We start from the raw sequence: 18,359 nt of genomic DNA, 5'->3' as shown, positions 1-18,359 counted from the left end.
CCGCCAGACGGTTCGGGCCGGGTGGGCTCGCCGCCGATCACAGCTGGAACCCCGTCCCGAGCTCGTCCCCCGGCTCCAGCACGAACCGGTGCTCCCCGGTCCGGAAGGCCGCCCCGCCGACCTCGGTGACGACACCCGCGCCGAAAGGGTCGCCCCCGGCGAGCACCCGCCCGGTGAAGACCGTGCCGATGATCGACTCGTGCCGCAGTTCCTCCCCCGGCGCGATCCGCCCTTCGGCGGCGAGGACGGCGAGCCGGGCGGAGGTGCCGGAGCCGCAGGGCGAGCGGTCGATCTGCCCGTCCGCGAAGACCGTGACGTTGCGCTGAGCCAACGCCCCGTCCTGCGACAGGAGTTCGTCGTACAGCACCACCCCGTACACGCCGGACAGCCGCCGGTCCGTGGGGTGCGACACCGCCTCCGACCCGGCCAGCAGTGCCCTGATCTCCCGCCCCGCAGCGGTGAGTTCGGGCAGCAGACCGGGCTCCACTGCGAGCCCGAGGGCCGCCGCCGGCACCGAGGCGTAGCACGCCCCCGAGTGCGCCACCGCGACCTCGACCACCCCGCGCGAGGTGGCCACCGGCAGCTTCACCGCGCTGACCCGGCTCGGCACGTTGCGGAAGGTGACCCCGGTGGTGCGCCCGCCGACCCGGTGCACCAGGGCGGTGACCCGTCCGGAGGGCACGTCGATCCGTACCCGCGCCACGCCGTCGGCAGGAGCCGGGACCAGCCCGGAGTCCACCGCCCAGGCGCCGAGCGCGATGGTGCCGTGCCCGCAGGCCGTCGAGTAGCCGTCCTTGTGCCAGAACAGCACGCCCAGGTGCGCCTCGTCGTCGTCCGGCGGCACCGGGAACCCGCCGTACATCCCGGCGTGCCCGCGCGGCTCCCGGACGAGCAGCTGCCGGACGGCGTCCAGCGCACTGGGCCGGGGCGCCGTGGCGCTGCCGCCCGCGCCGAGCGCGATGGCCCGGCGCTCGGCGACGCTGTCGCCGGGGATGTCCGGCGCGCCGGCCAGCACGATCCGGAACGGCTCGCCGGCCGCGTGGTAGTCGACGGTGCGGACGTCCATCAGGCGCCGCCGCCGGGCAGCACGCTGACCGTCCGGCTCGCGGTGTAGAAGTCCAGGGCGGCCCGGCCCTGTTCGCGGTCCCCGTGGCTCGCGCCCTTCGTCCCGCCGAAGGGCAGGTGGAAGTCGACGCCGCTGGAGGGGGCGTTGATCCGGATCATGCCCGCGTCCAGCCGGTCGGCGGCGGCCAGCGCCACGTCGAGGCTGCGGGTGTGCACCGAGGTGGCGAGGCTGTGCGGGGTGTCGTTCGCGAGCGCGATCGCCTCGTCCAGGTCGGCCGTCGCGTGCAGCACCGCGACCGGCCCGAAGAACTCCTCGCGTGCCAAGGGGTGTTCGCCGGGTACGCCGGCGAGCAGGGTGGGCTCGAGGTACCAGCCGGTCCGCTCGGGCACCCGTCCGCCGGTGAGCAGGCTCGCCCCGGCCGCGACGGCCGACGAGACCGCCTCGGTCACCCGGTCCCGCGCGGCCGCGTTGATCACCGGCCCGCAGACCGTGTCGTCCACCGTCGCCAGCGCCTTGACCAGCGCCTCGCACAGCGGCTCGTGGGCCGCGCCGACGGCGATCACCCGGCTGGTGGCGGTGCACTTCTGCCCCGCGTACCCGGCGACGGCGGCCGCGATGTGGGCGGCGGCCGTCTCGATGTCCGCGTCCGGCAGCACCAACGCGGCGTTCAGCCCGCCGAGTTCGGCCTGCACCGGCACTCCGCGCCCGGTGGCCGCGCGCACCACCGCCCGGCCGACCCCGGTCGAGCCGGTGAAGGACACCACGTCCGCCGCGTCGACCAGCGCCGCGCCCTCCTGCGCGCCGCCGGGCAGCACGGTGAACACGTCGGCGGGCAGCCCGGCGAGCTCCGCCAGCCGCAGCGCGCAGGCCGTCGCTTCGGGCGCCGGTTTCAGGACGGCGGTGTTGCCGACCGCCAGGGCCGGCGCGGCCTTCCAACTGGGAATCGCCAGCGGGAAGTTCCACGGCGCGATCAGCCCGGCCACCCCGTACGGGCGGCGTCGGGTGAGCAGCAGCCCGGGCCCGGCGGCGGTCTCGTGCACCGCCCCGGACGGCTCGTACGGCGCCTGCGCGTAGTACCGCCAGATCGCGGCGGTGCGGGCGACCTCGCCGCGCGCCTCGGCGAGCGGCTTGCCGACCTCGCGCACGATCAGCGCGGCCAGTTCCTCCGCGTTCGCCTCGACCGTCTCGGCGATCCGCCCCAGCGCGGCCGACCGGGCGCCCGCACCGGCCGCGAGCCAGCCGGGCTGGGCTGCCCGGGCGCGTCCGACGGCGGCCCGCACGGCCTCGGCGCCGGGGGCCTCGACGGCCACCACGAGGTCGTCCGGATCGGCGGGGTTGTACGAGGTGATGGTCACGACTACCAGTCCTTCGGTGCGAGTTCGATGGCGGGGCGTCAGAGCAGGAAGCCCGCCGGGAACGGGTCGTCCGGGTCGAGGAAGTACTGGGCGGTGCCGGTGATCCAGGCGCGCCCGGTGACGGTGGGCACCACGGCGGGCCGCCCGGCCACCTCGGTCTCCTCGACCAACCGCCCGGTGAAGGTCGTCCCGATGAAGGAGTCGTTGCGGAAGTCCCGCCCCAGCGGCAGGTCCCCGCGCGCGTGCAACTGCGCCATCCGCGCCGAGGTGCCGGTGCCGCAGGGCGAGCGGTCGAACCAGCCGGGGTGGATGGCCATCGCGTGCCGGGAGTGCTCGGCCGTGGAGCCGGGGGCGAGCAACTGGACGTGGTGGCAGCCGTGGATGGACGGGTCCTCCGGGTGCACCGGCCGGTCGGGCCCGGCGTTGACGGCGGCCATCAGCGCGAGGCCGGCGTCCAGGATGTCCTGCTTGCGCTCGCGCTCGAAGGGCAGCCCGAGCTCGGCGAGCGGCAGGATGGCGTAGAAGTTGCCGCCGTACGCGAGGTCGTAGCCGACCGTGCCGTACCCGGGCACCTCGATCTTGCGGTCCAGCGCGACAGCGAACGAGGCCACGTTGCGGATGGTCACCGCCGTGGCGGCGCCGTTCTCGACCCGCACCTCGGCGACCACCAGTCCCGCGGGCGTGTCCAGCCGCACGGTGGTGACCGGCTCGACCACCGGCACCATCCCGGTCTCGACCAGCACGGTGGCCACCCCGATGGTGCCGTGCCCGCACATCGGCAGCAGCCCCGAGACCTCGATGTAGAGCACCCCGAAGTCGGCGTCCGGCCGGGTCGGCGGCTGCAGGACGGCGCCGCTCATCGCGGCGTGCCCGCGCGGCTCGTACATCAGCAGCGTGCGGAAGTGGTCCAGGTGTTGCTGGAAGTGCACCCGGCGCTCGGCCATGGTGGCTCCGGGGATGACCCCGAAACCGCCGGTGATCACCCTGGTCGGCATGCCCTCGGTGTGCGAGTCGACGGCGTGGAACACGTGACGGCTGCGCATGGCTGACAACTCCCGCGTGGTAGTGGCTGGTTGAGGCCGGCTGCCGCGGCAGCCGGCCGGGCGGTCGTGGGCTACGCGAGCCCCTCGGCGAGCGCCTTCTCGGTGGCCGCGCGCACGGCCGCCTCGATCTCCGGCGACAGCGGCCGGCGCGGCGGCCGGACGGGACCGCCAGGGCGGCCGGCGATGTCCATCGAGAGCTTGATGGCCTGGACGAACTCGGTCTTGGAGTCCCAACGCAGCAGCGAGTGCAGCGACTTGTACAGCGGCAGCGCGATCCCGAGGTCGTGCTGGACGGCCGCGTCGTAGAGCGCCACCGAGGCCTCCGGCAACGCGTTCGGGTATCCGGCGATCCAGCCGACCGCGCCGGCCAGCGCCAGCTCCAGCAGCACGTCGTCGGCGCCGATCAGCAGGTCCAGCCCGGGGGCCAGCTCGGCCAGTTCGTAGGCCCGGCGGACGTCCCCGCTGAACTCCTTGACCGCCACGATCGAGCCCTCGCCGTGCAGCCGGGCGAGCAGCGCGGGCACCAGGTCGACCTTGGTGTCGATCGGGTTGTTGTAGGCGACGATCGGCAGCCCGGCCTTGGCGACCTCGGCGTAGTGCGCGCGCACCGAGTCGTCGTCGGCCCGGTAGGCGTTCGGGGGCAGCAGCAGCACGGATCCCGCCCCGGCCTCGGCGGCCTGCTCGGCCCAGCGGCGGGACTCGGCGCTGCCGTACGCGGCGACGCCGGGCATGACCCGGGAGCCGTCGCCGGCCGCCTCGACCGCGACCTCGACGACGCGGGCGCGCTCCTCGGCAGTGAGCGTCTGGTACTCGCCCAGCGAGCCGTTGGGGACGACGCCGTCACAGCCGGACTCGATCAGCCAGCGGACGTGCTCGGCGTAGGCGTCGTAGTCGACGGAGAGGTCCGGGCGCAGCGGAATCGTGGTGGCGACCATGACGCCGCGCCAGGGGCGGGTGGTGTCGCGTGGGGTGATGGACACGTTGGACTCCTTGGTGAGGTGTGACATTTTATAAATGGGGACAGGTCGGAGACAAGAGCTCCCACCCCGCGTGTTCCCCGGCGAGCCGCTCCCGGCCGGCGCACCGGCCGCCGAAGGCGGCTGTCCGGCCGGCTACCCCGCCGTAGCCCCGGTCCGCTCGTCACCCGGACCCGGACCCGGACCGTCCCCCGCCGCCAGCTGCGACAGCGGCACCGGACAGGCGAGCGGCCGCCGATCGGCTCCCGGCTCCGCGGCACCCGACAGACAGGCCACCGCCGGGCCGCACATCCGCCCCTGGCACCAGCCCATCCCCGCCCGGGTGAGCAGCTTGACGGTCCGCGGGTCGCCCGCGCCCAGCTCCTCCACCGCCTCGCGAATCCGCGCCGCCGGCACCTCCTCGCACCGGCACACATCGGTGTCCGGCCGCAGCCACCCCGTCCAGCCGGCCCCAGGCCGGTGGGCACCCGCCATCAGCTCGGCGAAGGCCCGCAGCCGTGCCCGGCGGCGCAGCAGCGCGCGGCTCGGCGGCGCCCCGGCGACCGTGTGCGCGGCCAGCTCCCCCTCCACCAGCGCGAGGTCCGCGCCGCCGACCCCGTTGGTCTCCCCCGCGGACCACAGGCCCGGTACGGAGGTGCGCAGCCCGTCGTCCACCCGCAGCGCGACCGCGCCGTCCGGCCCGGTCAGGGTGTCGGCACCCAGCTCGGCGGCCAGGTCGATCTGCGGCAGCAGCCCGTGCCCGACGGCCAGGGCGTCACAGTCGATCCGCCGCTCGGTGCCGGGCCGCGGCCGCCAGTCGGCGTCCAGCCGAGCCACCGTGACCCCGGTGACCCGCTCGGTACCGTGCACCTCCACGACGGCGCTGCGCTGCCGCAGCCGGACCCGGTGGCGCAGCAGCGCCGCGCCGTGCCCGGCGCCCTCGACCAGCTTGCCGGGGACGGCCGCCAGCACGCCGGGCCGCCGGGCGTACCCGAGGTAGTCGCCCGCCTCGACCACGGCCGGGACCTCCGCCCCCGCGCTGACCAGCGAGGACGCAGCGGCGAGCAGCAGCGGGCCGCTGCCGGCCACCACGATCCGCCGCCCGGGCAGCACCAGTCCGGCCTTGAGCATCGCCTGGGCGCCGCCCGCTGTGACCACCCCGGGCAGGGTCCAGCCCGGGAAGGGCAGCTGCCGTTCGTACGCCCCGGTGGCGAGCAGCACCGACCGGGCCCGGACGGTGGCCCGGTCGGTGGGCCGCGGCCCGCGGCTGACGTGCACCGCGAAGCCCTCGCCGGTCCGTTCCAGCGCCCAGACCTGGTGCCCGCCCCGGAACTCGGCCCGTTCGGCGGCGTCGAGCCGCGCGGCCAGCGCGGCGTAGGTCGACCATCCGTGGTGCAGCCGGTCCGGGCGGGCCGCCCCCAGGCCGGGCGCCGGGTGCCGGTAGTACTGCCCGCCGGTGGCCGACCCGCCGTCCAGCAGGACGCAGTGCAGCCCGAGGTCGGCGCCGGCGACGGCGGCGGCCAGCCCGGCCGGACCGGCTCCGATCACCGCGAGGTTGTACAGGGGCTCAGACGGCGAGGTCGGCACGGCCGTGGCCCTCCTGGGTGGTGACGACGGTGCCCGGCTCGGCGGGCAGCAGACAGGTCCGCTGGTTGGGCCGGCCGTCCACGGTGGCCAGGCAGTCGAAGCAGGCGCCGATCCCGCAGAACGCCCCGCGCGGCCGCCCGCCGACCCGGGTGGTGCGCCAGGCCAGCACGCCGTCGGCCCAGAGCGCGGCGGCGATCGACTGACCGGGCAGGGCGGGGACGGGCCGCCCGTCGAACTCGATGTGGTGGGCGGGCCCGGGCCGGGCCTCGACCAGTGCGGCGGGGGTGCGACGACGGATCACGGCTTCTCCAAGGAGTCTCGTGCGTCCGGGAACCGGTCCGCACGGAACGGCGTGAGGTCCAGCTCCGGCTGCTTCCCGGCGAGCTGCTCGCTGATCAGCAGCCCGGTGGCCGGTGCCAGCCCGATCCCGGCCCCCTCGTGCCCGCAGGCGTGGTACAGCCCGGGCACCCGGGGATCCGCCCCGACGGCGGGCAGGTGGTCCGGCAGGTACGGACGGAAGCCCCGGTAGACGCGCATCACGGCGACCTCCGCGAGCACCGGGAACAGTTCCGCGGCCTGGCCGGCGAGGCGGCGCAGCACCTCCTGGGAGAGGGTGCGGTCGAAGCCGACGCGCTCCCGGCTGGCACCGATCAGCACCGGCCCGCCGGGGGTGCCCTCGACCACGGCGGAGGTCTGCAACGCGGCCGAGCCGCTGGCGACGTCGGCCACGTAGTCGGCGGCGTAGACCTTGTGCCGCACGAGCCGCGGCAGCGGCTCGGTGACCAGGACGAAGCCGCGGCGGGGCAGGACCGGCAGGTGCACCCCGGCCAAGGCGGCCAGCTCGCCGCCCCAGGTGCCGGCCGCGTTGACCACGGCGGGCGCGGTCAGTCGGCGCCGGTCGGTCCGTACGCCGCGCACCGCGCCGTCCGGGCCCCGGTCCACCGCCGTCACGGTCTCCCCGGTGATCAGCTCGGCGCCCATCCGGCGTGCCTCGCGCAGCAGGTGGGCGGCGGCGAGGGCGGGCTGGACCTGGGCGTCCTGCGGGTAGTGGAAGCCGCCGGCGAGGCCGGGGGCGAGGTGGGGCTCGAGTTCGCCCAGCCGCTCGGCCGGGACCTCCTCGGCGGCCACCCCGGCCGCGGCCTGTCCGGCGGCGAAGGCCCGCAGCGCCTCTTGGCCGGCCGCCGTGGAGGCGACCACCACACCGCCCTTGGGCTCGTACTCGACGGCCGGGCCGAGGCCGTCGGCGAGTTCGCGCCAGAGCCGGGTGCTGAGCAGGGCGAGGTCGAGCTCGGGCCCGGGCTCCTTGTCGGAGACCAGCAGGTTGCCCTCGCCCGCCCCGGTGGTGCCGCCGGCCACCGGCCCGCGGTCGACGACGGCGACGGCGAGCCCGGCGCGGGCGGCGTAGTAGGCGCAGGCGGCGCCGACGACTCCGGCGCCGACCACGATGACGTCCAGGGGAGGTGTCCGGGTGTTCAGCACGTCAGTAATATGTCACATGCCATCGCTTCTGCCAAGAGCACGCAAAGCCCGGGTACGGCGAAAGGCCCCGGCCCACCGCGGAAGCGGCGGGCCGGGGCCTCGGTCAGCGGACCATCGGCTCAGGTGATGTCGTCCATCTGCTCGTGCCGCGCGGCCGGCACCGGCGCGGCACCGGCCGTCGGCGCCGCCGAGGCGCTCACCGACTCGGCGCCCTCGACCTCCTGCACCGTGAGGTCCAGGTGCGAGGCCTCCTCGTCGTCCAGGTCGGCGTCCGGGTTGTTGCGCCGCTTGCGCCGGTCGTTGAGCAGCGCGACGGCCACCGCCAGGAAGTACAGCGCCCAGATCGGGACCGACAGCAGCAGCATGCTGACCGGGTCCGCGCCCGGGGTGGCGAACGCGGCGAACACCGTGATCGCCATGACCATCCCGCGCCACCAGCCGAGCAGCCGCTTGCCGGTCACGATGCCGACCATGTTGAGCATCACCAGCAGCAGCGGGAACTCGAAGGCGAGGCCGAAGACCAGCACCATCCGGGTGGCGATGTCGAAGTAGTCCTCGGGCGGCAGGATCGGCACCGTCTCGCTCGGGGTGAACGAGATCAGCATCTCGACCATGGTCGGCATCACCATGATCGCGCAGGCCACACCCGCCAGGAACAACGGGGCACCGCAGGCCATGAAGACGATCGCGTACTTCTTCTCGTGCTTGTGCAGGCCGGGCGCCACGAAGGCCCACACCTGGTACAGCCAGACCGGAACGGCCGCCACCACGCCCGCGGTCAGCGCGACCTTCAGCATCCAGTTGAAACCGGCGGTGAGGCCGATGTTGGACACCTGGGCGCAGCGCCCGTGGTAGTTGCCCGAGGTCCCCCGGTCGCACTGGGGCAGCGGCTCGAGCAGGAAGTGCTCGATCTGCTTGTGGTAGACCGCCGCGATGACGGCGAACAGCACGATCGCCAGGACCGACTTGACCACGCGGTTGCGCAGTTCCCGCAGGTGGTCGGCTAGGGCCATCCGCCCCTCAGGATCCTTGGGCGCCTTCTGCGGCGCCTTGGAGAGCTTGCTCAACCCCGGTCCTCAACTCGTGCGTCGAGGCCCGCCGGTCGACGGGCCTCCATGGTCGCGTGCATCGCGCGGATCACGTCCATCGCGTGGGCCACCGGCATCGCGTACGCCACCGGCATCGCGTAGGTCACACGCGTCGCGTACGTCACAGGCATCACGCGCGCCACGCTCAGTGCGGCCGGTCGCCGTCGGGCCCGGCCACCGGACGGGCCGTGGCCGACGCTCCCGGGGCCGTCTGGATGGTCTTGGCCGACACCTGCGCCCGACCGTCGACCGGCGGCGCCGCGGACGGCGCGCTCCCGCCCGACCCGCCGCCCGACCCGCCGCCCGAACGCATGGCTTTCGCCTCGCTCTTCAGGATCCGCATCGACTGCCCCAGCGAACGCGCCAGTTCGGGCAGCCTCTTGGCACCGAACAGCACGATGGCGAGAACCACGATCACCACGATCCCGGTCATCGAGATGCGCACGCGCGACCACCTTCACTCACGGCGGCCCGACAGGCCGCCCGCGGCGGATGGTAACCGCTGCGGATGACGCCCCGACGACGGCCGCCCGAACAGGACAGCGGCCCCCGGTTCGCAGTTCAGGAGCCACCTGAGAGCGTAACCCGCCCTCACCTCCGCGCAGCAGTCCCGGTACCACCGACGGTCCAGCCGTGCGGTGCGGCGCGCCACGCCCGGGCTACCGGCCCGGCACCGCCGAGGCCAGCTCCCCCACCGCCTCGGCCAGCGCCCGCGAGGCCGCGTCGACGCCCTTGGCCAAAGCCCGCACGTCCGCCCAGAGCCGGATCGCGAGGACCCCGAGGACCAGCAGGCCCGCGGTGGCGAGCAGGACGGCGGCGACGAGCATCCAGGACATGCGGCCCACCCTATCGCCAGGCGCCGGTCATCCCTCCGCGGGGACGAGCCGCATGGTGCGGACCCCCGCCCCGCTGAGCGCCTGGACGATCTTCTCCCCGGCCGGCTTGCGCACCGCCGCCCCGCAGAGCGGGCAGCCGAAGCTGTAGTGCGCCTGGGCCGGGGTCCGTCCGAGGGTGAGCCGGAACTCCTCGGCCGGGAGTTCCACCTTCTCCCGGCACTCCGAGCAGTACACCTTGAATCTGGTCCCGGGCTCCACCGCTCAGACCTGCCCCTCCCCGTAGACGGCCAGCGCGGCCCGCGCGGCCGAGCGTGCCTGCTCGGCCAGCTCGGGCGGCGAGACGATCCGGCCGTCCCTGCCCAGCCGCAGCGCCAGCGGGCGCAGCTGGGAGGGGTCGGCGCTGCGCAGGGTGATCCGCAGCCCGCCGTCGGGCAGTTCCTCGGCACGGTCGTGGGTGTAGTACTCGGCCACCCAGCGCCCGCCGGAGGAGACCTCCACCACCACCTCGGGGTCGTCCGCCGCCGGGTTGACCAGCCCGCCGCTCAGGTCGCGGGGCTCCCGCCGGGGCGGGTCGGCCGGGACGTCCAGGACGCGGATCTCGGCGACCCGGTCCAGCCGGAACATCCGGTGGTCCTCGGAGGTGCGGCACCAGGCCTCGAGGTAGGTGTGGCCCTCGGTGAGCAGCCGGATCGGGTCGACCTCGCGCTCGGTCATCCCGCCGCGCCCGTGCGAGTAGTAGCGCAGCCAGAGCCGGCGGCCCTCACTGAGCGCCCGGTCGATGTCGGCGAAGACGTGGCTCTCCGCCTCGAAGGTCACGCCGACCCGGGCGCTGCCCTCGGCGCTCTCCCCCGCCGCGTTCTCGATCTTGGCGACCGCCCGGGTGAGCGCCTCCCGGTCCCCGGCCCGCAGGCCCGGCAGCCCGGCCACCGCGCGGGCGGCCACCAGCAGCGCGGTGGCCTCGTCGGCGGCCAGCCGCAGCGGCTGGGCCACGTCGTCCACGTTGTGCCACCAGATCCGCTCGCCGTCGGTGTCGATGTCGAGCAGGTCGCCGCCGCGGAAGCTGGTGCCGCACATCGGCAGCACGTTGAGGTCCCCGATCAGCTCGCGCTCGCTGATCCCGAAGGCCCGGGCCACCTCGGCGACCTCGGCGCCCGGCCGCTCGCGCAGGTAGGTGACCAGCGACAGCATCCGTCGCGTCTGGTCGATCGCATTGCTCATGCCCGTACGTCCTCCGAGTCCAGCCCAGCGACCGCCCGCAGCCGGTCGACCACATCCGCCCGCAGCTCCTCCGGCCCGAGCACCAGCACGTCCGGCCCGAACTCCGCGAGGTCGGCGCCCAGCCCGTTGCCGTACGGGATCTCCAGCTCGTCCCAGCCCTCGTCCACCCGGGTGGTGCTCAGCGCCTTGGTGCGCAGCGGGAAGCCCGCGCCGCGGCGGACCCGGACGGTCGCGGTGGCGGTGGCGCCCTCCCCGGCGAACTTGGCCACGGTGGCCCGTACGTCCACGTGCTCGGGCACCGTCCCGAGGAAGGCCCCGGCCTTGGCCTTCACCTTGCCGGTGATCCGGCTGAGCCGGAACACCCGGGCGTCGCCCCGGTCCCGGTCGTAGCCGGCCAGGTACCAGTGCCCGCGCCAGCACTCCAGCGCCCACGGCTCGACGCTGCGCTGCTCGGCGGTGGCGGCGCCGGCCTTGCGGTACTCGAAGGTGACCGGACGGCGGTCCCGGGCGGCGGTGAGCAGCGGCTCGAACGCGGCCTCCCGGGCGGGGATGCGCGGCTCCAGGGCGGTACGGCCCTCGGACTCGCCGAACGGCACCCCGGCGGCGCGCAGCTTCTGCAGCGCGCCGCTGGCCGCGCCGGACATCTTGGCCTGCTGCCAGACCCGGGCGGCCAGGGTCAGCGCGGCGGCCTCCTCGGCGTCCAGCGCGATCTCCGGAAGCCGGTTGCGGTCGGCGCGGGCCAGGTAGCCGAGCTCCCCGTCCAGGGCGCTCTCGTCGACGTCGATCACCAGGCCGAGCTCGCGCAGGTCGTCCTTGTCCCGCTCGAACATCCGGTTGAAGGCGTCTTCGCTGCTGTTCTGCCAGGCCTCGCGGTACGCCTCGATGGATTCCCGCAGCTCCTTCTTGGAGAGCGGACGTCTGGTGTTCATCAGGCACAGGGCGAGATTCATCAGCCGCTCTGCCTTGGCGATCGCCATCGCTGACCCTTCCGGTGTGCCGCGCCGCGCGCGGGGTGCGCCCGCCGGGCGATGCCCGCCCGGCGGGACCGACCGTACCGGTAGCGGTACGCACTGCAAAAGCCGCGTCCCACGCCCGGTCCCCGCGGCGCGTGCGCCGGGCCCGGGGACGGCCTCGGGCCGGGCCCCCGGAGGGGTCCGGCCCGAGGGTGGAGCAGGCTCAGACGGCCAGCAGGTCGACCACGAAGATCAGGGTCGAGTGCGGCGGGATGGCCGGGGTCGGCGACTGGGCGCCGTACGCCAGGTGCGGCGGGATGGTCAGCTCGCGGCGGCCGCCGACCTTCATGCCGACGACGCCCTGGTCCCAGCCCTTGATGACGCGGCCGCCGCCCAGCGGGAAGCGGAACTCGTTGGGGCTCCGGTTCCAGCTGGCGTCGAACTCCTCGCCGGTCGCGAAGGTCACGCCGACGTAGCGCACGCTGACCATCTGGCCCGGCTTGGCCTCCTCGCCGTCGCCCACGACGATGTCACGGATCTGCAGCTCCGTCGGGGCATCGCCGATCGGGAAGTCGATCTCAGGCTTCTCGTTGAGGTTGACGCTCACAGTCCCTCTTCTCACGTTCGCAATTTCCCTACACGACCAAGCGGCGGGCGCCCGTATCGCGGTCCATTCCGGACCACGGTACGGGCGCCCGCCGCCCGTCGGGCACCGGCCACGCGGCCGGACCCGAAGGTCACACGTCGACCATTGTCACCCGAAAGTGGATCAGCCCTGACCCGCGTCCAGGATGTCCACCACGAAGACCAGGGTCGCACCGGGCGGGATGTCGCCCTGGCCCTTGTCCCCGTAGCCCAGCGAGGCCGGGATCACCAGCTCGACCCGGCTGCCGACGGTCTGGCCGACCAGACCCTGGTCCCAGCCCTGGATGACCTGGCCGCCGCCGACCGGGAAGGAGAACGCCTGGCCCTTGCTGAGCGAGGAGTCGAAGACCTTGCCGTCCTTGAACAGCGCACCGGTGTACTGGACGACGACCTTCTCGCCCTTCTCCACCGCCGGCCCGCTGCCCTTGATCAGGACGTGGGTCTTCAGCTCGGTCGGGTCCTTGGCGCCGGCCACCGGCGTGATGTCGGCCGGCTTCTTGCCGTTGTCCTTGACCTGCGGGAAGTCCGCCGGCGGCGGGGTGACGGTGCCGCTCACCACGGCGTCGGGCGCGTTGGTGTTGCGGATGTCGATCACGAAGATCAGGTCGTCCTTGGCGCCGATCGACATGTCCGCCTTGCCCTGCGAGCCGAAGGCGGCGGCCGGCGGGGCCACCACCAGCAGCCGGCTGCCGGCCTTCTTCCCGACCACGGCCTGGTCCAGCGCCGGGATCAGCGCGTCCGTGCCGGCCTGGAAGATCTGCGGCTTGCCCTTGTCGTCGTACGAGCTCGGGATGTCCTTGCCGGTGTTCCAGTCCTTGGCGGTGTAGTCCACCGAGGTCCAGAAGTTCTTGTCGACCTTGGGGCCACTGCCTTCGGACAGCACCTTCACCACGAAGGAGCCGTCGGACTTGTCGCCCGGCACCTGGATGTCGGCCTTCTTGCCGAAGTCACCGGTGACGGTCGGCAGCACCTTGGCGCTGTCCTTGACCGGCGGCACCGGCTCGGCGCTCGGCGTGGGCGGCGCGCTCGTGGCCGCGTCCGGCTTGGCGGCCGAGGTGCTGTCCTTGGAGTCGTCCTTGTTCACCATGTACAGCGTGATGCCGCTGCCGACCAGCAGGACGGCGAGCACCGTGCCGAGGATCACGCCGAGCTTGCCCACGCTCGGCGGGTTCTCGTCGTACCCGGCCTCCGAGCTGTCGGCCTTGCGCACGCTGCTGGCGAAGATCTGCGGGGCGTCGTCCGTCTTGGTGCCGCCCGCGGTGCGCGGCTTCTCGCCGGGCTGCACCCAGCCGGCCTGGTGCGCCAGGATCGCCGGCGGAACGACGATCGACTCGCGGTCCCCTGCAACCGGCCCGCCGGGACGAGAGGCGGCCGGGTCACCCGCAGAGCTGTCGTTCGCCGCGGTGCCGGCCCCGCCCGGGCTCGGCGTCTTCTCAGTCATGACTCCCCATCCATCTCGCCACGAGGTCTTCCAGATCTGCGCCCGGCGTGGTGACCGCCGGCCTGCCGCCGCACCGCCCGCCCGGACCTCGACGCCGGGCAGCGCCTGCCACAGTGCGAGGGGCAGTATGACAGCTCAGGATGAGGGCGGACGCTTCGTTGTACGAGCGTCCGCCCAAGCGTACGGAATCCTCCGGGTCACTTCCTAGAGCACCCGCTAGACGGCTTCCAGGATGTCGATCACGAAGACCAGCGTGGAGTTCGCCGGCACCGCGCCCTGCGCCTGGTCCTTGTAGCCGAGCGCCGGCGGCACCACCAGCAGCACCCGGCTGCCCACGTTCTGTCCGACCAGGCCCTTGTCCCAGCCCTCGATCACGCTGCCGGTGCCGATCTGCACCGCCTGCGCGCCGCCGTGCGACCAGGAGGCGTCGAACTGCTGCCCGTTGCTCCACAGCACCCCGGTGTACTGGACCACCAGCGTCTGCCCGCTCTTGACCTGCTTGCCCTCGCCCTTGATCAGCACCGCCTGCTGCAGGTCGGCCGGCGCGGCCTGCCCCTCCGGGATGGTGATCGTCGCCGCCGCCTTGCCGTTGTCCTTGACCTGCGGCAGCGTCGCGGCGGGCTCGGTCGTGTTCCCGGTCAGGACGGAGTCCGGCGGCACGCTCTCGACGATGTCCAGCACGAACACCACGGTGTCCCCCGGGCCCACGCCCAGCTGGCTGGAGCCCTTGTCCCCGAAGGCCGCCGCCGGCGGGGCCACCACCAGCAGCCGGGTGCCCACCTTCTTGCCGATCACGCTCTGGTCCAGCGCCGGCACCAGCTGCCCGCTGCCGGCCTGGTAGAGCTGCGGCTTGCCGTTCTGGTCGTACGAGCTGGCCAGGTCCTTGCCGGTGCTCCAGTCCTTCGCGGCGTAGTTGACGGTCACCCAGTCACTCTTGTTGACCGTCGACCGCTCACCGTCGACGGCCGTGTTGACCACGAACTGGCCGCTCGGCTGCCCCTCAGGCAGCGTGATGGTGGGCTTGCTGCCGAAGCCGCCACCCGAAAGTGTGGGCATCGGCGAGGCCTCGGTGACGGGCGAGGGCACCGTCGGAGCGGCGGTCGCGGCGGACGGCGTCGCCGGGCCGGCCGGCTTGGTCGAACTGCTGCAGGCGACCGCGAGCAGCAGCGGCAGGGCGAGAAGCAAACCGGCGGTGCGGCGCACGGTGGTCCTAACTGTCGATCGAAGTCGGCTCTCCTGACTCGACGGACAGCGTATGCCGAGCGTGCGTCCAGCCCCGGTAGACACCACCGGGGCCGGACGGCGCGGCGATCACGGCGCCACGTTCACGGCGCCTCGTTCACGGCGCCTCGTTCACGGCGCCTCGTTCAGACCGCCACTTTCCCGGGCCCTACATCCCCGCGATGAGCTTCTCCACCCGCTCGTCGACCGAGCGGAACGGGTCCTTGCACAGCACCGTGCGCTGCGCCTGGTCGTTCAGCTTCAGGTGCACCCAGTCCACCGTGAAGTCCCGGCGCTGCTCCTGCGCCCGGCGGATGAAGTCCCCGCGCAGCCGGGCCCGGGTGGTCTGCGGCGGGATCGACTTGGCCTCGAAGGTCTTGAGGTCGGTCGTCACCCGCTGGGCCTGGCCCTTGCCCTGGAGCAGGTAGAACAGGCCGCGGCGGCGGTGGATGTCGTGGTAGGCGAGGTCGATCTGGGCCACCCGCGGGTTGGACATGCTCATCTGGTGCTTCTCGCGGTAGCGCTCGATGAGCTTGTACTTCATGATCCAGTCGATCTCGGTGGCCACCCCGTCCAGCCGCTCGCTGCGCACGGCCTCCAGGGTGCGGCCCCACAGGTCGAGCACCCGGGCGACGGTGCCGGTGTTGATGCCCTTGCGGTCCGCGAACTCCAGGGCCTTGGAGTAGTACTCCTCCTGGATGTCCAGCGCGCTGGCCTCCCGGCCGTTGGCCAGGCGCACCTGGTGGGTGCCGGTGAGGTCGTGGCTGACCTCGCGGATCGCCCGGATCGGGTTCTCCAGGGTGAGGTCGCGCATCACCACGCCGGCCTCGATCAGCCGCAGCACCAGGTCGGTGGCGCCGACCTTGAGCAGCGTGGTGGTCTCGGACATGTTGGAGTCGCCGACGATCACGTGCAGCCGGCGGTAGCGCTCGGCGTCCGCGTGCGGCTCGTCCCGGGTGTTGATGATCGGACGGGAGCGGGTGGTCGCCGAGCTGACGCCCTCCCAGATGTGCTCGGCCCGCTGGCTGACGCAGTACACCGCGCCGCGCGGGGTCTGCAGCACCTTGCCGGCGCCGCAGATGAGCTGGCGGGTCACCAGGAACGGGATCAGCACGTCGGCCAGCCGGGAGAACTCGCCGTGCCGGGCCACCAGGTAGTTCTCGTGGCAGCCGTAGGAGTTGCCGGCCGAGTCGGTGTTGTTCTTGAAGAGGTAGACGTCCCCCGCGATGCCCTCCTCGTGCAGCCGCCGCTCGGCGTCCACCAGGAGCCCTTCGAGGATGCGCTCGCCGGCCTTGTCGTGCGTCACCAGCTCGACCACGTCGTCGCACTCGGGGGTGGCGTACTCGGGGTGGGAGCCGACGTCGAGGTAGAGCCGGGCGCCGTTGCGCAGGAAGACGTTGCTGCTGCGGCCCCAGGAGACGACCCGGCGGAACAGGTACCGCGCCACCTCGTCCGGCGACAGCCGCCGCTGCCCGCGGAACGTGCAGGTCACGCCGTACTCGTTCTCCAGCCCGAAAATCCGGCGGTCCATGAGCACTCCATTCTGGTCGGAGCTGTCCGAAACCGCCTCCACGACGACTGGGCCGCCGCAGGGGCACCGGAGTCCCGTACGACGGCGGTCCGGCCGCCGTACGGGACTCCGCAGGCACTGCTACTCCGGCGTGGTGTCCGCCGGGTTCTCCTCGTCGTCCGACTCGGCGGACTGGTCGCCGTCGAGCAGCCGGCTGAGCTGGTTGCCGAGGATCCGCTTGAACTTGCGCTTCTGGAACCGCTGGCGGTCGAGGACCGCGACCTCCAGCTGCTCCGGGGTGAGGGTGCGCGGGCTGCCGCCGTTGGGGTCGCGGGCGAGCGAGTCGACGGCCACCTTGACGGCCTCGGTCAGGCTCAGACCGACGCGGTGGCGCTGGCCCAGGTAGTTGCCGATCGAGTCGGCGTTGCCGCCGACCACCACGTAGTTCTTCTCGTCGACGACCGAGCCGTCGGGGGTGAGCCGGTAGATCTGGTCGTGGTCGGCGGTGCGGCCCACCTCGGCCACGATCAGCTCGACCTCGTACGGCTTCTCCCCGACCGAGGAGAAGATGGTGCCCAGCGTCTGGGCGTACACGTTGGCCAGCCCCCGGGCGGTGACGTCGGCCCGGTCGTAGGAGTAGCCGCGCAGGTCGGCGTAGCGGACGCCGCCGATGCGCAGGTTCTCGAACTCGTTGTAGCGACCGACCGCCGCGAAGGCGATCTTGTCGTAGATCTCGGAGACCTTGTGAAGCGCTCGGGAGGTGTTCTCCGCGACGAAGACGATGCCGTCGGCGTAGGTGAGCACGACCACGCTGCGGCCGCGCGCGATGCCCTTGCGGGCGTACTCCGCGCGGTCCGCCATGGCCTGCTGGGGCGAGACGTAGAACGGTGTCGACACCGGCGGTCGTCCCTTTCCTGTGAGGTGATGGCTAGAGCAGCGGGGCCTGCGGACCGTCGGGGCGGGTCAGGCGTTCGTCGGTGATGGCGATGGCGACCTCCGTGACCTCCGCGTCGGTGAGGCGGCGGAAGCCGTCCTCGGTGATCAGCGAGACGATCGGGAAGATCTTCCGCGCGAGGTCCGGGCCGCCGGTCGCGGAGTCGTCGTCCGCGGCGTCGTAGAGCGCCTGGACGACCAGGGTGACGGCCTGGTCGGCGGTCAGGTCGTCGCGGTAGAGCTTCTTCATCGAGCCGCGGGCGAACACCGAGCCCGAGCCGGTGGCGGCGAATCCGCGCTCCTCGGAGCGGCCGCCGGTGACGTCGTAGTTGAAGATCCGGCCGCGGCCGAGCTCGAGGTCGTAGCCGGCGAAGATCGGCACGACCGCCAGCCCCTGCATCGCCATGCCCAGGTTGCCCCGGATCATGGTGGTGAGCCGGTTGGCCTTGCCCTCCAGGGAGAGCGTGGCGCCCTCGATCTTTTCGTAGTGCTCCAGCTCCAGCTGGAACAGCCGGACCATCTCGACCGCGAGGCCCGCGGTGCCGGCGATGCCGACCGCGCTGTACTCGTCGGCCGGGAAGACCTTCTCTATGTCGCGCTGGGCGATGACATTGCCCATGGTCGCCCGGCGGTCACCGGCGATGACCACACCGCCGTCGAAGACCGCGGCCACGATCGTGGTCCCGTGCGGGGCGTCGACCACGGCCCCCTCGGGCAGCCCCCGGTGGCTGGGGACCAGCTCCGGCTTGTGCTCGGCGAGGAAGTCGAGGAACGACGAGGACCCCGGGGTCAGGAAGGCAGCCGGTAGACGCCCGGTGCCACGAGTGTTGGCTTCCACACGATTCCTTCCAGGTAGCTTGAAGCGCGCAATGCCCGCACCCTACCCGCCGACGATCACTGTCCACGCGTGGAGGGGCCGGTGCCGGGGGGGGGGGGGGGGGGGGGGGGGCCACCCCCCCCCCCCCCACCCCCCCCCCCCCCCCCGGCGGGGGGGGGGAGTGCCCACCCACGCACGAGGCGGCACGAGG

Annotated in this window: 20 protein-coding genes; all 20 read right to left on the bottom strand. The window is 73.4% G+C overall.

Features of this window, described 5'->3' with window-relative positions; translation table 11 throughout:
• Nucleotides 1-37: 37 nt before the first annotated feature.
• On the bottom strand, nucleotides 38-1,066 hold the full coding sequence (locus ACZ4WV_RS27265; protein WP_465751129.1) for a proline racemase family protein: 1,029 nt from the start codon (nucleotides 1,064-1,066) through the stop codon (nucleotides 38-40).
• Complete coding sequence (locus ACZ4WV_RS27260; protein ID WP_465751128.1) at nucleotides 1,066-2,421, bottom strand: aldehyde dehydrogenase family protein; 1,356 nt, start codon at nucleotides 2,419-2,421, stop codon at nucleotides 1,066-1,068. The genes ACZ4WV_RS27265 and ACZ4WV_RS27260 overlap by 1 nt, the downstream gene beginning before the upstream one ends.
• Before the next feature lie 38 nt (nucleotides 2,422-2,459).
• Complete coding sequence (locus ACZ4WV_RS27255) at nucleotides 2,460-3,464, bottom strand: proline racemase family protein (RefSeq protein ID WP_465751126.1); 1,005 nt, start codon at nucleotides 3,462-3,464, stop codon at nucleotides 2,460-2,462.
• A 71-nt stretch (nucleotides 3,465-3,535) separates the two neighbouring features.
• Nucleotides 3,536-4,399 carry a dihydrodipicolinate synthase family protein gene (locus ACZ4WV_RS27250; RefSeq protein ID WP_465751177.1) on the bottom strand — a complete coding sequence of 288 codons (864 nt, stop codon included), beginning with the start codon at nucleotides 4,397-4,399 and terminating at the stop codon, nucleotides 3,536-3,538.
• A 177-nt stretch (nucleotides 4,400-4,576) separates the two neighbouring features.
• Nucleotides 4,577-6,007 carry an FAD/NAD(P)-dependent oxidoreductase gene (locus ACZ4WV_RS27245; protein WP_465751124.1) on the bottom strand — a complete coding sequence of 477 codons (1,431 nt, stop codon included), beginning with the start codon at nucleotides 6,005-6,007 and terminating at the stop codon, nucleotides 4,577-4,579.
• Nucleotides 5,988-6,308, bottom strand: a complete 321-nt coding sequence (locus ACZ4WV_RS27240; RefSeq protein WP_465751122.1) for a (2Fe-2S)-binding protein — start codon at nucleotides 6,306-6,308, stop codon at nucleotides 5,988-5,990. Before ACZ4WV_RS27240 ends, ACZ4WV_RS27245 begins: the two co-directional genes overlap by 20 nt.
• Nucleotides 6,305-7,483 carry an NAD(P)/FAD-dependent oxidoreductase gene (locus ACZ4WV_RS27235; RefSeq protein WP_465751176.1) on the bottom strand — a complete coding sequence of 393 codons (1,179 nt, stop codon included), beginning with the start codon at nucleotides 7,481-7,483 and terminating at the stop codon, nucleotides 6,305-6,307. The genes ACZ4WV_RS27240 and ACZ4WV_RS27235 overlap by 4 nt, the downstream gene beginning before the upstream one ends.
• Nucleotides 7,484-7,605: 122 nt before the next feature.
• A complete protein-coding gene (gene tatC, locus ACZ4WV_RS27230) occupies nucleotides 7,606-8,499 on the bottom strand; it encodes a twin-arginine translocase subunit TatC (protein WP_465751174.1) in 894 nt (297 codons plus the stop codon).
• A gap of 50 nt (nucleotides 8,500-8,549) precedes the next feature.
• On the bottom strand, nucleotides 8,550-8,681 hold the full coding sequence (locus tag ACZ4WV_RS27225; RefSeq protein ID WP_465751120.1) for a hypothetical protein: 132 nt from the start codon (nucleotides 8,679-8,681) through the stop codon (nucleotides 8,550-8,552).
• Between the two features lie 38 nt (nucleotides 8,682-8,719).
• Nucleotides 8,720-9,019, bottom strand: coding sequence for a twin-arginine translocase TatA/TatE family subunit (locus ACZ4WV_RS27220; RefSeq protein WP_465751118.1), 300 nt, complete (start codon nucleotides 9,017-9,019; stop codon nucleotides 8,720-8,722).
• 214 nt (nucleotides 9,020-9,233) lie between these two features.
• On the bottom strand, nucleotides 9,234-9,410 hold the full coding sequence (locus ACZ4WV_RS27215) for a hypothetical protein (RefSeq protein ID WP_465751116.1): 177 nt from the start codon (nucleotides 9,408-9,410) through the stop codon (nucleotides 9,234-9,236).
• 27 nt (nucleotides 9,411-9,437) lie between these two features.
• Nucleotides 9,438-9,668, bottom strand: a complete 231-nt coding sequence (locus tag ACZ4WV_RS27210) for a hypothetical protein (RefSeq protein WP_465751114.1) — start codon at nucleotides 9,666-9,668, stop codon at nucleotides 9,438-9,440.
• Between the two features lie 3 nt (nucleotides 9,669-9,671).
• Nucleotides 9,672-10,628, bottom strand: coding sequence for a helix-turn-helix transcriptional regulator (locus tag ACZ4WV_RS27205; RefSeq protein ID WP_465751112.1), 957 nt, complete (start codon nucleotides 10,626-10,628; stop codon nucleotides 9,672-9,674).
• Entirely contained in the window at nucleotides 10,625-11,605 is a 981-nt protein-coding gene (locus ACZ4WV_RS27200) for a helix-turn-helix transcriptional regulator (RefSeq protein ID WP_465751110.1), read from the bottom strand. Before ACZ4WV_RS27200 ends, ACZ4WV_RS27205 begins: the two co-directional genes overlap by 4 nt.
• Nucleotides 11,606-11,804: 199 nt before the next feature.
• Nucleotides 11,805-12,188 (bottom strand): FKBP-type peptidyl-prolyl cis-trans isomerase, encoded by a 384-nt coding sequence (locus ACZ4WV_RS27195; RefSeq protein WP_465751109.1) that lies wholly within the window; start codon nucleotides 12,186-12,188, stop codon nucleotides 11,805-11,807.
• Between the two features lie 162 nt (nucleotides 12,189-12,350).
• Nucleotides 12,351-13,667 (bottom strand): FKBP-type peptidyl-prolyl cis-trans isomerase, encoded by a 1,317-nt coding sequence (locus ACZ4WV_RS27190; protein ID WP_465751107.1) that lies wholly within the window; start codon nucleotides 13,665-13,667, stop codon nucleotides 12,351-12,353.
• A gap of 216 nt (nucleotides 13,668-13,883) precedes the next feature.
• Nucleotides 13,884-14,870 carry an FKBP-type peptidyl-prolyl cis-trans isomerase gene (locus ACZ4WV_RS27185; protein WP_465751105.1) on the bottom strand — a complete coding sequence of 329 codons (987 nt, stop codon included), beginning with the start codon at nucleotides 14,868-14,870 and terminating at the stop codon, nucleotides 13,884-13,886.
• Between the two features lie 187 nt (nucleotides 14,871-15,057).
• The gene (pafA, locus tag ACZ4WV_RS27180) at nucleotides 15,058-16,419 is read right to left on the bottom strand and encodes a Pup--protein ligase (RefSeq protein ID WP_465751103.1); all 1,362 of its coding nucleotides are present in this window, start codon (nucleotides 16,417-16,419) and stop codon (nucleotides 15,058-15,060) included.
• Nucleotides 16,420-16,539: 120 nt separating this feature from the next.
• Nucleotides 16,540-17,295: a proteasome subunit alpha gene (gene prcA / locus ACZ4WV_RS27175; RefSeq protein WP_465751101.1), complete on the bottom strand. Its 756-nt coding sequence runs from the start codon at nucleotides 17,293-17,295 to the stop codon at nucleotides 16,540-16,542.
• Nucleotides 17,296-17,326: 31 nt separating this feature from the next.
• Entirely contained in the window at nucleotides 17,327-18,169 is an 843-nt protein-coding gene (gene prcB / locus ACZ4WV_RS27170) for a proteasome subunit beta (protein WP_465751099.1), read from the bottom strand.
• Between the last annotated feature and the right edge of the window lie 190 nt (nucleotides 18,170-18,359).

The organism is Kitasatospora sp. NPDC029312, assembly GCF_055569215.1.
Note: the sequence above shows the minus strand (reverse complement) of the source record. Positions and strands in the feature narration are given on the sequence as shown.